Raw genomic sequence first — 13758 nt, forward strand, 5'->3', positions numbered from 1 at the left:
GAAGGCCATCGCGAAGCGACGCGACCGAAGGGAGCGCCCTTGAGGGACCGGCCCGACCCGGAAGACGATGGGACGGACGGGAAACCCCCAGACCTTCTCTGATCCCGAGTGAGCGGCTCCCGACCATCCGAAGCCACCGGCCAGCGTCCCTGATGCCGCCCGGCTGAAGTCCCGCCCCCCGAAGCCCCCGCCGCGCGAAGCGATCCCGCCCGGGGGCAGCAGCCCGCCGTGATCCCGCCCACCATCAGATCCCGCCCGCCCTGCACCCGGCTCCCCGCTCCCGCCCCCCGAAGCCCCGCCCCCGCCCCCGCCCGGGGACACCCTCGAACGGATCCCCGGGGCCGCGGAGCGGTTACCCGGGGGTGCGGCGCCGCGTTGCTCCGGCATGACCACGGTTGAGACTTCCACGCCACGGACGGGACGCCGTCGGCGGCCTACGCCGCCCGGTTACGAAGAATCGGTTCAGCAGGGATCCCGGCAGCGGTATCCCGATCCGCCCATCTACAGTGCGCTGATCGCCCGTTGGGCGGAGGACGGCCGCACCGTGCCGGGGCGTCGGGACCCGGAGTGGTCCCGGATCAGTAGCACCCCGATCTGGCCCAACGGGCCGCTGTTCGGGAGCTGACTCAGAGCGCGAGCCGTCCCGCCGCCGTCGGGCGGAACCCGCACTCGGCGTAGAAGGTGCCGAGGTGAGGCTCGTGGTCGACGTGCAGCCACTGCGCCCCGCGCTCCCGCGCCGCCTCGGCGGCGGCCCGTACCAGCCGGACCCCGAGCCCGCGCCGCTCGTCCGGGTGCACGGTGGTGTCGAGGACGAAGGCGTGCGCCCCCCGTCCCAGGCGACGTTGACGAAGCCGACCAGGAGGCCGTCCCGGCGGGCGGTGACCCAGGCCGGGCTGCGTTCGAGGACGGGGGCGAAGGAGACCGCCCGGTGGCCGGGCCGGGCGGCGCCGAACAGGTCGTTCGATTCGGCGTCGGTCAGCGCGCCGGGCGGACGGCGAGCACCGGTGCCGGCCCCGCCATCGGCACCGCGTCCGGCACCTAGTGCTGTGACCGGCAAGGTTCACCGGGGCGCGGCGCTCCCCCAGCTACCTCCCCCAGACTCCGTCCGGGGGGACCCCCAGGGAGGTACCCCCAAGCACGGCACCTCGCAGCGTTGTCGGACCGCGCGAGTACGTCCAGTACGAGCCGCGGCCCTCCGCCTTGCGATGCACCGCACCTGGGGGCACCTCCCAGCGGTAGCTGGGGGAGCCGCGCCCCGGCAAGCCTTTCCGGCCACAGCACTAGCGCGTCTCCGGCCCCGCCAGGTGGCGGGCGATGACCATGCGCTGGATCTGGTTGGTGCCCTCCACGATCTGGAGCACCTTCGCCTCCCGCATCAGCCGCTCCACGGGGAAGTCCGCGGTGTAGCCGTAGCCGCCCAGGACCTGGACCGCGTCCGTGGTGACCGCCATCGCCGCGTCGGTGCAGAACAGCTTGGCCATGGCCGCCTGCCGGGAGAACGGCTTGCCGGCGTCCCGCAGGCGCGCCGCCGCGAGGTACAGCGCCCGGCCCGCCTCGATCTTGGTGGCCATGTCGGCCAGCATGAAGCGCAGCCCCTGGAAGTCCGCGATCGGGTGCCCGAACTGCTTGCGGTCCAGCGCGTACGTCAGGGCCTCGTCCAGCGCCGCCTGGGCGACGCCGATGGCGCAGGCGGCGATGCCGAGGCGCCCCGCGTCGAGCGCGGCCAGGGCGATGGTGAAGCCCTGCCCCTCCTCGCCGATACGGCGCGAGTCCGGCACGCGTACGCCGTCGAAGTGCAGCTGGGCGGTGGGCGAGCCCTTCATGCCCATCTTCTTCTCGGGCACGGCAGCGGTCAGGCCGTCCACGTCGCCGGGGACCAGGAAGGCCGTGATGCCCTTGGGGCCCTCGGCGCCGGTGCGGGCGAGGACGGTGTAGAAGTCGGCGACTCCGCCGTGCGTGATCCAGGCCTTGGTGCCGGTGATGACCCAGTCGTCGCCGTCGCGCACCGCCTTGGTGGTGAGCGAGGCGGCGTCGGAGCCGGCGGCCGGCTCGGAGAGGCAGTAGGCGCCCAGCAGGCCGCCGCCGAGCATCGCGGGCAGGTGGGCGGCCTGCTGCTCCTTGGTGCCGTAGCCGGCCAGGCCGTGGCAGGCCAGGGAGTGCACGCTGACGCCGAGCCCGACGGTCAGGCGGGCCGCGGCCAGCTCCTCCAGGACCTGGAGGTAGACCTCGTACGGCTGCTCGCCGCCGCCGTATTCGCCGGGGTACGGGAGGCCGAGCAGTCCGGCCTCCGAAAGCAGGGTGAAGATCTCGCGGGGGAACCGCCCGGAGTCCTCCTCCTCGGCGGCCACGGGGCGGATCTCCCGCTGGGCGATCTCGCGTACGAGGGCGAGGAGGTCCCGGGACTCCTCGGTGGGCAGCTGACGGTCCACCGGCTGCGGGGCGCGGTCTGTCATGGCGGCGCTCTCCTCCCTGGTCGGGCACGGCGGCGACGCGTGAGGTGTGGGACGCGACGCCGGATCTCGGTGCTCTCACAGCCGATGCTGCCCTCCCGGATCACGGAAGGGGCAGTTCAGAGGCTGCGGCGGGTCGAGTATGCCCGATCAGGGGCTTCCCGTCACCGGGGCAAGATCACCGAGCTGATCGAACGGCTCTTCGGGGGCGGGAGGCGCCGGGCACTCCGGGACGAACTCCTCGATCACGGTCAGCGTCGCGCGCAGCTGGCGTACGAGCAGGGCTCCCAGTGCGGCGCGGACCGGCTGTCCGGTCGCGTCCGAGGCGAGGCCGCCGATCCACTCCAGGGTGATCCCCTCGACCGAGGAGAGCCAGCCCACCAGCGCGAGCCGGGCGAGCGGCGGGAGCGCGCGGTGGCCGTACGCGCCTTCGGCGATCGTGGCGACCAGTTCCTCGCGGACGGCGTCGCGGATGGCCAGCACCTCGGCGTCGGAGCCGACGCCGCCGGTGACGATGGTGCGGTAGGCGGCGTGGTGGTGCTCCGCGTAGTAGAGGTAGCCGTCGATGGTGCGCCGGACCCGCTCGGCGTTCGGGAGGTCGGTCTCCCCGCCGGCGCGGGCGACGAGCTCGGCGACCGAGTCCTCGACGATGGCGAGGTAGTAGCCGCGCTTGCTCTTGAAGTAGTAGTAGATGAGTCCCTTGGCGACGCCCGCCTGCTTGGCGATGTCGTCCATGGACAGCGCGTCGTACGAGGTGTCGGCGAACAACTTGCGTCCGGTCGCTATGAGTTCGGCCCTGCGGACCTGCGAACGCTCGCTCGTACCGCGCTGTTGACTATTATTCAAATTCAGCCCTAGCCTCGAACCGCCACAAGATGCCTGAAGTATGGCAGCACTTCCCCTGCGCACCTGACGACGTACGGGAGGAAGACCATGGGTACCGGCACGACGCGCCACGGCACGGGAAGGCCCCGCGAGGGCCGCGTCCACTGGAAGAAGACGGCCGCCGTCGCGATGCCCGCGGTCGTCGCGGTCGGCGCGATGGCCATGATCATGGCGCAGGGCGCGCTCGCCGCCTCCTTCGCCGTCTCGGGGACCAGTTTCCAGGTCTCCTCCTCCAAGCTGAGCAGCAAGGGACTCGCCTCCTACGTACAGACGGACCGCTCCGTCGACGGCAAGGGCCATCCCGTCGCGCTGCTCGGCATCGGCGAGGCGACGCTCACCGACATCTGCCAGGCCGCCGAGGTGGACACCCCGCTCGGCACGGTGGTCTTCAAGCTGACCGCCGGCGGGCCGGCCGGGGAGGTCACGGCCGGCGACCTGGTGATCGACGGCGAGGACCTCGACGGCGACGCCGTCTTCGGCACGGCGCAGATCGGCCGGGACGCCTCGACCCTGGATCAGGTGGACGGGGTCAAGGGCGAACCGGGGAAGTTCGGCCTGCAGGCCGGGAACATCGAGGTGGTCGGGGTGAAGTCGCACGCCTGGTCCGCGACCGGCGGCAACTTCAGGCTCAAGGGCATGAAGCTGAGCGTCAGCCTGGACGGCGAGAAGTGCTTCTAGGCGTGCGAGGCCCGCGGAACGGGAGCGGGTGGCTGGAGCGGCGGCTTCCGCTGCCCGGGCACCGGCGGCGGCTGCGCGCCTGGCGCCGGACCCGGCCGTTCTGGGGCGGACTGCTGGTGCTGCTGAGCGGAGCCGAGCTGCTGCTGGTCCCGCTCTCCCCGCTGACCGTGCTGGTCAGCCTGGGCCTGGGCGGGATCGCGGCCATCGGGATCGGCGCCGCGCTGGTCCTGGCGGGGCTGTTCCTGTGGTTCCTGCCGCAGGCCCGGGCGTACGTCTCCCTGCACGCGCTGCTGCTGTCGGTGGTGTCCTTCGTGGCGACGAACCTGGGCGGGTTCCTGGTCGGGATGGCGCTCGGCATCGCGGGGAGCGCGCTGGCCTTCGGCTGGACCCCGCTGTCCGACGAGGAGGCGGGCGAGGAGGGTCCGTACCGGCCGGGCCCGGACGGCCGCGGTCCGCGGACGCCCGCCGTGGCGCTGCCGGTGGTGCTGCTGGCGGCGCTGGTGACGGGCGGCCCGGTGACGGAAGGGGCGAGGGCCGCCCCGGCCGCGGGGCCGCCGATGGCGGCGCGCACTCCCCCGACGGTCACCACCTCGCTCTTCGCGCCCCAGGGCTTCGCGTTCGCGGGCGTCACCCGGGTGCCGACGGTGGACGGGCCGCTCAAGGTGCTGGTGCTCACGATGCGCGCGGCCTCGCTGCGCGACTACCGGCTGCGGACGCGCGACGGCCGCGACGAGTACGGGCTGGCCGCCACCTCCCTGGACCTGCGGGGCGATGTCACCTTGTACCTCACGAAGTTCAGCGGCTGCATCGAGGGACTGCTGTGCGTCACCTTCAGCCCCGACGGGCTGCCCGCTCCCCCGGTCATCCCGCCGTTCGTCTTCATGACCCAGGTCAGCGCCGAGCAGGCGCTGGTGACCTCCGACGTGATCGTCACCGACGGCCTGCGGCTGGAGGCCTCGTGATCCCGGACCGGCACCGGCACCCGCACCGGTGCCGGCACCGGCGCCGGCCGGCCGAACCCGGCCGTGCCCGGTGCCGGTCCGGGCGGGGTCAGCCGGCCGTGACGCGGATCTTGGACTGGCCGTGTCCGAGCCGCTCCCAGTCGTCCATGAAACGGGCGGTGAGGCCGTGCTTCGCGGCGAGGTCCACCAGGGTCCGGGTGCGGTAGTAGAAGTCCTCGCGCAAGACCTGGTGCTCGGCGCCCTCGGTGCGGTCGAAGGTGAAGTCGAACCAGCCGCCGGGGGCCAGTACGCGCTCCACGTGTGCGAGGCACTCGTCGATGATCTCGATCGGCGAGTGGGAGAAGACGCTGTGGGCGTGCACGACGTCGAAGTGGTGCTCGGGGAGGAAGTCCAGGGTGAGGTCGCGGGTGATGGTCAGGTGCGGCAGCTTGGCCTGGAGGCCCTGCCTGGTCAGGGTCTCCTTGGCGGAGATGAGGATGTCGGGCGAGATGTCGATGCCGTAGTAGTGGCCGGGGTCGAGGTGCTCGATGAAGCGCCAGCCGGCCCGCAGGTTGCCGCAGCCGATGTCGAGCATCCGGTGGCCCGGCGTGAGGCCGTGCTCCATGAGGTAGTCGAACTGCATCTTGCCGAGGGCCAGCCAGCGGTCGTGGGTCTGGCTGCCGACGGCGGCCTCGGGGTTGCGGCCGGTGTCGGAGGCCATGACCGCGCGGTAGTAGCCCACGTGGTCGGGGTGCTTGTGGCGCAGCCAGGCGTCGCGTGCGGCGCGGCGTACGTACGGGGCGATGCGGGTCGGGTTGCTCAGCGCGTAGCGGACCTTGTGGGTGACGCTGGTGCGGTCGGCTTGGAGGTTCTTCTTCGTGGCCATGCGGGTTCCCTTGTGGGTGGCGGGCAGGAAGAGGTCGGACGGTCAGACTCCGGCGGGCGCGGCGGCGGACCCGGCGGTGGTGGCGGTGACGGTCCCTGCGGCGCGCGCCGTCGTGGTGGGGCGGCGCAGGACGAACAGGACCAGGGCCACCAGGGCGGCGGCGACGCCCAGGTAGAGCACGGTCTCGATCCACTGGAAGGTCCAGAAGTCGCTGCTGGGATAGACCTTGTGGTAGCGGGCTATGAAGCCGTGCTCGGCCATGCACTGCCGGAGCTCCTCGCCGGAGGTCTGGCAGACCGGGGTGTTGATGTCGTGCTCCCGCCCGTCGGGCGCGAGGTAGCCGAACTCCCCCGTGGACCAGGCGCTGCCGACCGTCCTCTTGGGCGTCATGCCCGGGGTGATCCGCGACTCGGGGTCGATCCAGCTGCTCCGCAGGAACCTGGTGAGGACGGTCGCCGTGCCGATGGCGGCGAAGGTCACGGCCATGGCGGGCAGGGTACGGCGGACCAGCAGGCCGACGGCCGTGCCGACGGCGAGACCGAACAGGGCGCAGGCCACTGAGGCGGGGCCGGTCGCGTTGTAGATGTAGGCGTCGTACCAGTAGAGGCCGTCCAGGGTGTTGGACACGGGCGACCACCACCAGGCGACGAGCGCGCCGATCTGGACGGCGGCGATCACGGCGAACAGCGCGGCGAGGCCGAAGCGGGCGGCGAACCAGCGGCGGCCGCTGACGCCCTGGGTGAGCGCGAGTTTGAAGGTCCCGGTCTCCATCTCGCGGCCCAGCAGCGGGGCGCCCCAGAACACGCCGATGAGGGCGGGGAGGGCGAGTCCGAGGGTGCCGAGGGCTCTGATCGGGCCGGTGCTGTGGTCCAGGACCAGGAAGGTGCCCACGCTTTCGCAGCCGCCGTTCCAGCCCTTGCAGGGGACGAAACCGTAGGCGTCGATCAGCGTCATCATCTCGGAGCGCATGTGGACGACCCAGGCCGTGAGGGCGATGAGCACCACGGTGCCGGTGGCGATCATCAGTCGCTGCTGGCGCCAGGCCAGCCACAGGACGCCCCTCACGCGGCCGCCTCCGTACGGTCGGTGCGCGGGGCCCGAGGGGCGCGCAGGTGTGCGAGCAACAGGTCCTCCAGGGAGGGGGTTCCGCTGAGCCAGCGGTCTTCGCCGCCGGTGACGGGGCCGCGTACGAGGGCGGTGACCTGACGGCCTGCGGTGACGGCGTGGACGACGGTGTTCCGGTCGAACTCGTGGGGCAGGCCGTCGGTTTCGATCGGGTCGGCGCGACCGGTGAGGCGGGTGTGCGCCGCGCAGAGTTCCTGGGCGTCGCCGGCGAGGCGTACGGCGCCGTCCTTGAGGAGCAGGACGTGATCGCAGACGTCCTCCAGCTCGGACAGCACGTGCGAGGACATGACGATGGTGACGCCCCGGTCGGCGGCCTCGGCCATGAGCAGGGCCGTGACGTCGTGCCGGGCCACCGGGTCGAGGTCGGCGAGCGGCTCGTCGAGGAGGAGGAGTTCGGCTCGTTTGCCGAGGGCGAGCGCCAGGGCGACACGCGTGCGGTTTCCGCCGGAGAGTGCGCCGACGCGCGCGGTGAGGGGGATGCCCCCGGCCCGTACGAGGCGTTCGGCGGCGGCCTGGTCCCAGCGGCGGTTCAGTTCGCGGCCCAGGCGCAGGGTGTCCTCGACGGTGAACCGCGGGTGGAGCGGCTTCTCCTGGGCGAGGAAGGCCGTACGCTCGCGGGCCTCGCGGGAGCCGGGGGCGTGGCCGAAGACCCGAATCTGCCCGGTGGTGGGGCGCTGCAGGCCGGCCGCGAGCTGGAGCAGGGTGCTCTTGCCGGCGCCGTTGGGGCCGACGAGTGCGGTGACGCGCCCGGCGGGCAGGTCGAGATCGCAGTCCCTCAGGGCGCTGCGGCCGCGGAACTCCCGTCCCAGCCGCGTCGCCTGGAGTGCCGTAGCGACGGTCGGGTCGCTCACGTGGTGTCCTCTCTGCCGGGGGATCCGGGGTGCGGTCCGGAGCCGGGTCCCGGTCCAGGTCCAGGTCCGGGTCCGGGTTCATGTGCGGGGAAGCTCTCGTCCACGGCTGCGGTGATCAGCGCCGTGATGTCCTCGCGGTCCAGGCCCGCCTCGCGCGCCCGGGCCATCCAGGCCGCCAGGTCGAGGCGCAGCGGCGAGTCGGCGGCCGCCTCGGGGCGCGACAGGGAGCGGCGTACGAAGGTGCCCGCGCCGGGACGCGGCTCGACGAGCCCTTCGCGCTCCAGCTCCCGGTACGCCTTGAGCACGGTGTTCGGGTTGATCGCGGTGGCCTCGACCACCTCCCGCGCCGTGGGCAGCCGGTCGCCGGGCTCCAGTACACCGAGCCGAAGGGCCTGCTTGACCTGGGTGACGAGCTGCAGATAGGTGGCGACACCGCTGCGCCGGTCGACGCGGAACTCCATGCCTCCACCTCATTCCACTAACTGGTTAGTGGAATAGTGCAGACATGATCCACCTCCGTCAAACCGGCGCGTCGGCACGGAACGCGAAAACGCCCGCCACGGTGAACGTGACGGGCGTGCGGGGAGGGGAACGGGAGGGCGGTTACAGCCAGCCGACCTGGGTGACGAACATGGCGATCACGACCACGAGCGTCCAGCCGAGCACGTGCTCCACCCAAGAGGAATCGTCCTTGGGTCCGCCGGTGCGGACGAGGTTCCGGACACGGGCGGCGGGGGCGGCGCTGTTGGCGGTCATGGTGTCCAATGTGCCAGCGTTCGCGGCGTTCGCGGTAGATGACGATGGTCACTGGTGGTGCGCGTCACGCCGCCGGGCCCGGCCGCCCGGTATGTGCGGTGCGGCTGGGGCCCGGCGGGCGTACCCTTCCGGCGTCCCGGTCAGATGCGTGTCTCGCGGCTGCGGCCCGCCATCGCCGCCATCGCGAGGCCGAGGCACAGGGCTACGGCACCGGTGATCACGTTGTTGACCACCGTGCGGGTCGTGTCCATCTCACCGGCGATGGCCCACGGGGCGATGATCGTCCACGCACCGAGGACGACCGCCGTCCACGCCATCGCGTGGGTGCGCTCGTACGCAGAACCCAGACCGCCCATGCACAGGCAGAACGCCAGGCCGGTGATCAGGTTGTTGATGGCCAGCGGCAGGAGGAGCAAGCCGAAACCCACGATCCACGGCGAGGCTGCCAGGTACAGGCCCGTGACTAGGGCCAGCGCCTCCACAGCCTGCGCCGCCGGGGTGCTGGTCACCCGCTCGAAGCGCGTGCGCATCTCTGCGAGGTCGGGGTGGTGCTCGATGCTCGAATGGGTGGTCATGGTGGCCGCCTCTCCTTGAGAAGCCTTTATCTGCCATTTACCCCACTATGTTCCGCCCATTCGGGCCATCGGGTCAAAAGGTGTTTTCAGAGCACTCCGACCGCCCGCAGCGCCGCGACCTGGGCCGGGCCCGGCGCCGCCGGGGCGTAGAGGTAGCAGACACCTCCGCTGCCCGAGACGACCTTGCCGGCCGCGTTGTGGCGCTTGGTGCGCAGCCAGATGTTCTCCCATTCGCGGCGCCGGTAGACGCGGCGCACGGAGGCGTTGTCGGGCGAGTTGGGGTCGTTGGCGACGATGTCACCGGCGGCCGTGAACCCGACGACGGTCATCAGGTGGCCCGCGGTGCCGTAGCCGGCGCCGGTCAGCTCCTCGGGCCGGAAGGACTGGGACGTGATGGCGGGGATGCCGGCCCGGACCAGGGTCTCCAGTTCGGCGAGGGAGGCGAGGCGGGTGACGACGCCGGCGAGCCCGCGGTAGGTGGCGGCGTAGGCGGCGTTGAAGGGCCAGTTGCCGCACCCCTTGTAGGCGGCGTCGTAGGTGGAGCGGGCCGCGTGGCACACCTGCGGGTCGGAGTACTTCGGGTTGACCCAGCCCAGGGCACTGGCGCTGGCCTTGCGGCCCCAGTACTCGATGATCATCTGGGAGGAGGTGGGGCTGCACCAGGCCTCTCCCCCGTTGTCGTACTGGGGGTAGCGGCCGGCGTGGACCTCCTGCGAGTAGCGCGGGACCGTCAGCTCGTGCGCCTGGCCGGAGGGCGGGGAAGCGGGGACGGTGAACCGGTCCGGGACGCCGGAGGCCATGGCGCCGGCCAGCCAGACGGTGGGCCCGCGGTCGGCTCCGGGCCTGCGGTACAGGGTCAGGCGCAGCTGCCAGTCGGTGACGCGCAGGCCGCCGGCCGGGGCGTCGACGGCCAGGGTGTCGGTCCAGACGGTGGACCTGCCGTCGGTCTGGCCGTCCACGGAGGTGCGGCGGATGTCGCCGTCCCCGGCGGCCCAGCGGCCCATGACGTACCAGGGGGTGGTGGTGCCGTCGTTGTAGGTGCCGCGCAGTTCGGTCTGGATCCAGGCGCCGGCGGGGGTGCGGGCGTTCCAGGAGGCGATGGCCTCGGTGGCGGGCACGCCGGAGCGGTGCACCGGCGAGGTCCAGGTCGCATACTCCCAGGTGCTCTTCTTCCCGGTGTGCGGGTCGGCGTACTCGGTACGGCCCGCGGCGGTCTCGATCTCCAGGCCGGGGCGGGCGCCGCCGACGGCGGTCGTGCCCTGGTGGACGCCGGCCTTCCAGTGGTCGTACGAGAACCAGAACCGGTTGTCGACGGGGCGGCCCGGACCCCGCGGAGCCGCGGGGGCGGCGGCCGCGGCGCTGCCGCCGGAGACCGTGGCGGCGGTGGCGGCGGTGGCGACCGCGAGTGCGGCGACGAGTACGGCCCTGCGCGGTGTGGGTGCGGTCATCGCGGGGTTCCCCCAGGGTGGGTCGGTGCTTCGATGGGCTCACCCTTCCAGTTCCCGGCGGCCCGGTGACGAAGCCACCGGTCGTGTCGGACACCCCTCTAGGCTGGTCGGGTGGAACCACAGCAGTCGCTTGAGTCACTCGCGCGGGAACTCGCCGCACTGCCCCCCTCCCTCGGCCCGGTGCGGCTGGTCGGGATCGACGGGCACGCCGGGTCCGGGAAGAGCACCTTCGCGGACCGGCTCGCCGAGGCGCTGGGCGACGTACCCGTACTGCACCTGGACGACGTGGCCACCCACGAGGAGCTCTTCGGCTGGCAGCGGCGGCTGCGCGCGCAGGTGCTGGAGCCGCTGGCCGCCGGGCGGCCCGCGCACTGGGCCCCGTACGACTGGGTGGAGCGGCGCTTCGGCCCGGAGCAGGTGCTGAAGCCGGCGCCGGTGCTCCTCGTCGAGGGGGTCGGGGCGGGCCGGCGGGCGCTGCGCCCGCATCTGGCGCGGCTGCTGTGGATGGAGACGCCGCGCGAGCAGTCCTGGGGGCGCGGGCGAAACCGGGACGGGCGTGAACTTTCCGACTTCTGGGACGGATGGGAGCGCGCGGAGCGCGCGCACTTCTCGGATGACCCTTCGCGCCCCTTCGCCGACACGCTGGTACGCCAGAGCGGTACGGGATACGAGTGGTCTTCCGGGACGGGTGCGACCGCACGAACCACCCCTTCCGTCACCGAGGGTGACGGACTCCCCCGGGCCTGAGCGGACCCCGAATTCCGCTCCGCCGGGCCTCCACCGAGCCGCTTGACCTGGGGCCCGAAACGGCCTTACGTTCTCAATGCGCGGCCTTTCGCGGCCGCCGCGGACACGAAGCCCCCGGTTGTTCCCCCGTGATCGGGGGCTTCGTTCTGCCCCGGACTCCGTCCACGCGGGCACCTTCTTCACCCTGAGTCACCGGGTAGACCCGGGGCGCACACCGGAACCCGGCCTGTCGCGCCCTACGTAAGGTGCGAAACCGCAGGTACGATGCAGCCCTGATTTCAGCGACGCTAGTCGGGGGCACCGGGCAACTCGCGCGCTCGAAGCGGGGGTTGCCGCGCACCACGGGGGCAGGCTTGTGGGGGACGTGATGGATTTCGGCACGCCGGGCAGCACGCACGCCCCGGCCGAACTCGCCTGGCTGCGCGGGGTCGACGCCTGCACCATGGGCGCCTATCCGCAGGCCGAGGAGGAGTTCCGGGCGGCCGTACGACTCGATCCCGCGATGGCCGACGCCTGGCTCGGGCTGCACGCGCTCCGGGTCGACACCACCAACGCGTTATTGCGCATGTACGCGCACCGGGACCGCTTCGGCGAACAGCGGGCCCGGCACCGGCGGACGCTGAACTCCTGGTACTGGCTGGGCTGGTGGGTGCAACCGGTGCTGGAGAGCCGCCGGGACCTGCTGCTGGCCCACGCCTCGCACTGGCTGGACGGCCGCCACGTGCCCGAACTGGACCAGGCGCTGGCCGCGCTGCCGCCGGTGGACACCGATCCGCAGGTGCGGTTCCTGCACGCCTGCCGGGCCTACCTGGTCAAGGACTGGGAGCAGCTGGTGCGGCACACCGAGCCGCTGGTGGACGATCCGCTGCTGGGGATCGAGGCGGGCCTGTTCGGCGGGATGGCCCGGGTCCGGCTGGAGATGTACGGGCAGGCCGAGCCGATGCTGTCGGCGGCGCTGATGCGGTGCCGCAGCGAGCAGCCGCAGCGCAAGGAGCTGCGGTACTGGCTGGCGCGGGCGCACGAGGGCACCGGGCGCAGCGCGGCGGCGCTGCCCCTGTACCGGGCGGTGCACCGGGTGGACCCGGCGTTCATGGACACGGCGGCCAGGCTGACGGCCATCGAGGACGGCGACGACACCGACGGCATGGCCGGTATGGCCGACGGGGCCGCCGGGTACTCCGGGTACGGGAGCTACGGCGGGCACGGCCCGTCCCCGGCGGGCGGGAACTTCGCGGCGGTGGCGCTGGGCGGCGGACCCGTCCAGGACATCGCGGCGGACGGCCAGGTGGAGCCGGACCCGCTGACCGGCACCTCGCCCCCCACGGGCCGGGCCGAGGGCGTACGGCGCAAGGTGTCCGTCCCGCCGCAGGGCGCGCCGGCGGGGCTGCCGGCCGGGCCGCCCGATCCGGAGGCGCTCGCCGAGGCGCTGGCGGAGCTGGAGCGGATGGTGGGGCTGGAGCCGGTCAAGCGGCAGGTGAAGGCGCTCTCCGCGCAGCTGCACATGGCGCGGCTGCGGGCGGGGCAGGGACTGCCGGTTCAGCCGCCGAAACGCCATTTCGTGTTCTCCGGACCCTCCGGCACGGGCAAGACGACGGTGGCGCGGATCCTGGGCCGGGTCTTCTACGCGCTGGGCCTGCTGGGCGGCGACCATCTGGTGGAGGCCCAGCGCTCCGATCTGGTGGGCGAGTTCCTCGGCCAGACCGCGGTGAAGGCGAACGAGCTCATCGATTCGGCGATCGGCGGGGTGCTGTTCGTGGACGAGGCGTACAGCCTGTCCAACTCGGGCTACAGCAAGGGTGACGCGTACGGGGACGAGGCCCTCCAGGTGCTGCTGAAGCGGGCCGAGGACAACCGGGACCACCTGGTGGTGATCCTGGCGGGCTACCCGGCCGGCATGGACCGGCTGCTGGCTGCGAATCCGGGGCTGTCCTCCCGGTTCACCTCCCGGGTGGACTTCCCCAGCTACCGGCCGCTGGAGCTGACCGCGATCGGCGGGGTGCTGGCGGAGGCGAACGGGGACTGCTGGGACGAGGAGGCCCTCGACGAGCTGCGCAGCATCAGCGCGCACGTGGTGGAGCAGGGCTGGATCGACGAGCTCGGCAACGGCCGCTTCCTGCGCACCCTGTACGAGAAGAGCTGCGCGTACCGGGATCTGCGGCTGGCGGGCTTCGCGGGCGAGCCCTCCCGCGACGACCTGGCCACTCTGCGGCTGGCGGACCTGATGCAGGCCTACGGCGAGGTCCTGTCGGGCCGGGGGCCGCAGGAGCGGCCGGAGCCGCCGCCGCTGTAGCTCGCGCAGGCCTTGCGGAAAGGGCGGGGCGGAGCCCCGCCCTTTCGCGGGGCTCCGCCCCGGACCCCGTACGTGCGCTCCGCGCCCGTACCCTCAAACGCCGGGCGGGCTGGGATTTGCTACGCA

Annotated in this window: 14 protein-coding genes; 4 read left to right on the forward strand and 10 right to left on the reverse strand. The window is 72.7% G+C overall.

Features of this window, described 5'->3' with window-relative positions:
- Positions 1-626 precede the first annotated feature (626 nt).
- The 3 genes from ACGFYQ_RS13640 to ACGFYQ_RS13650 all read right to left on the reverse strand — a co-directional run bounded on the left by ACGFYQ_RS13640 (position 627) and on the right by ACGFYQ_RS13650 (position 3296).
- Positions 627-797, reverse strand: coding sequence for a GNAT family N-acetyltransferase (locus ACGFYQ_RS13640; protein ID WP_393743322.1), 171 nt, complete (start codon positions 795-797; stop codon positions 627-629).
- 483 nt (positions 798-1280) lie between these two features.
- Positions 1281-2453 carry an acyl-CoA dehydrogenase gene (locus ACGFYQ_RS13645; RefSeq protein ID WP_393743324.1) on the reverse strand — a complete coding sequence of 391 codons (1173 nt, stop codon included), beginning with the start codon at positions 2451-2453 and terminating at the stop codon, positions 1281-1283.
- Between the two features lie 147 nt (positions 2454-2600).
- On the reverse strand, positions 2601-3296 hold the full coding sequence (locus tag ACGFYQ_RS13650) for a TetR/AcrR family transcriptional regulator (RefSeq protein ID WP_393743326.1): 696 nt from the start codon (positions 3294-3296) through the stop codon (positions 2601-2603).
- A 168-nt stretch (positions 3297-3464) separates the two neighbouring features.
- Between ACGFYQ_RS13650 and ACGFYQ_RS13655 the strand changes: the two genes are divergently transcribed.
- Both ACGFYQ_RS13655 and ACGFYQ_RS13660 read left to right on the forward strand, forming a co-directional pair.
- Positions 3465-4013, forward strand: a complete 549-nt coding sequence (locus ACGFYQ_RS13655; protein ID WP_393744024.1) for a DUF6230 family protein — start codon at positions 3465-3467, stop codon at positions 4011-4013.
- Positions 4014-4015: 2 nt separating this feature from the next.
- Complete coding sequence (locus ACGFYQ_RS13660; protein WP_393743328.1) at positions 4016-4975, forward strand: DUF6114 domain-containing protein; 960 nt, start codon at positions 4016-4018, stop codon at positions 4973-4975.
- Between the two features lie 88 nt (positions 4976-5063).
- Here ACGFYQ_RS13660 and ACGFYQ_RS13665 read toward each other — a convergent pair whose 3' ends face one another.
- From ACGFYQ_RS13665 to ACGFYQ_RS13695, 7 genes are all read right to left on the reverse strand, one after another.
- Entirely contained in the window at positions 5064-5840 is a 777-nt protein-coding gene (locus ACGFYQ_RS13665) for a class I SAM-dependent methyltransferase (protein WP_393743330.1), read from the reverse strand.
- A 42-nt stretch (positions 5841-5882) separates the two neighbouring features.
- Positions 5883-6905, reverse strand: coding sequence for a transporter (locus ACGFYQ_RS13670; protein WP_393743332.1), 1023 nt, complete (start codon positions 6903-6905; stop codon positions 5883-5885).
- The gene (locus ACGFYQ_RS13675; protein ID WP_393743334.1) at positions 6902-7816 is read right to left on the reverse strand and encodes an ABC transporter ATP-binding protein; all 915 of its coding nucleotides are present in this window, start codon (positions 7814-7816) and stop codon (positions 6902-6904) included. The genes ACGFYQ_RS13670 and ACGFYQ_RS13675 overlap by 4 nt, the downstream gene beginning before the upstream one ends.
- Positions 7813-8277: a GntR family transcriptional regulator gene (locus ACGFYQ_RS13680; protein ID WP_393743336.1), complete on the reverse strand. Its 465-nt coding sequence runs from the start codon at positions 8275-8277 to the stop codon at positions 7813-7815. The genes ACGFYQ_RS13675 and ACGFYQ_RS13680 overlap by 4 nt, the downstream gene beginning before the upstream one ends.
- A 142-nt stretch (positions 8278-8419) precedes the next feature.
- Positions 8420-8572, reverse strand: coding sequence for an SCO1431 family membrane protein (locus ACGFYQ_RS13685; protein WP_393743338.1), 153 nt, complete (start codon positions 8570-8572; stop codon positions 8420-8422).
- A gap of 140 nt (positions 8573-8712) precedes the next feature.
- Complete coding sequence (locus ACGFYQ_RS13690) at positions 8713-9147, reverse strand: SPW repeat protein (protein ID WP_393743340.1); 435 nt, start codon at positions 9145-9147, stop codon at positions 8713-8715.
- Between the two features lie 86 nt (positions 9148-9233).
- Positions 9234-10595 (reverse strand): peptidase C39 family protein, encoded by a 1362-nt coding sequence (locus tag ACGFYQ_RS13695; protein ID WP_393743342.1) that lies wholly within the window; start codon positions 10593-10595, stop codon positions 9234-9236.
- A gap of 111 nt (positions 10596-10706) precedes the next feature.
- Between ACGFYQ_RS13695 and ACGFYQ_RS13700 the strand changes: the two genes are divergently transcribed.
- Together ACGFYQ_RS13700 and ACGFYQ_RS13705 are read left to right on the forward strand one after the other, a co-directional pair.
- Positions 10707-11342 carry a uridine kinase gene (locus ACGFYQ_RS13700; protein ID WP_393743344.1) on the forward strand — a complete coding sequence of 212 codons (636 nt, stop codon included), beginning with the start codon at positions 10707-10709 and terminating at the stop codon, positions 11340-11342.
- Between the two features lie 367 nt (positions 11343-11709).
- Positions 11710-13632 (forward strand): AAA family ATPase, encoded by a 1923-nt coding sequence (locus ACGFYQ_RS13705; protein WP_393743346.1) that lies wholly within the window; start codon positions 11710-11712, stop codon positions 13630-13632.
- Positions 13633-13758: the final 126 nt, after the last annotated feature.

Origin of the sequence: Streptomyces sp. NPDC048258 (assembly GCF_043201995.1) — a bacterium.
GTDB lineage: Bacteria > Actinomycetota > Actinomycetes > Streptomycetales > Streptomycetaceae > Streptomyces.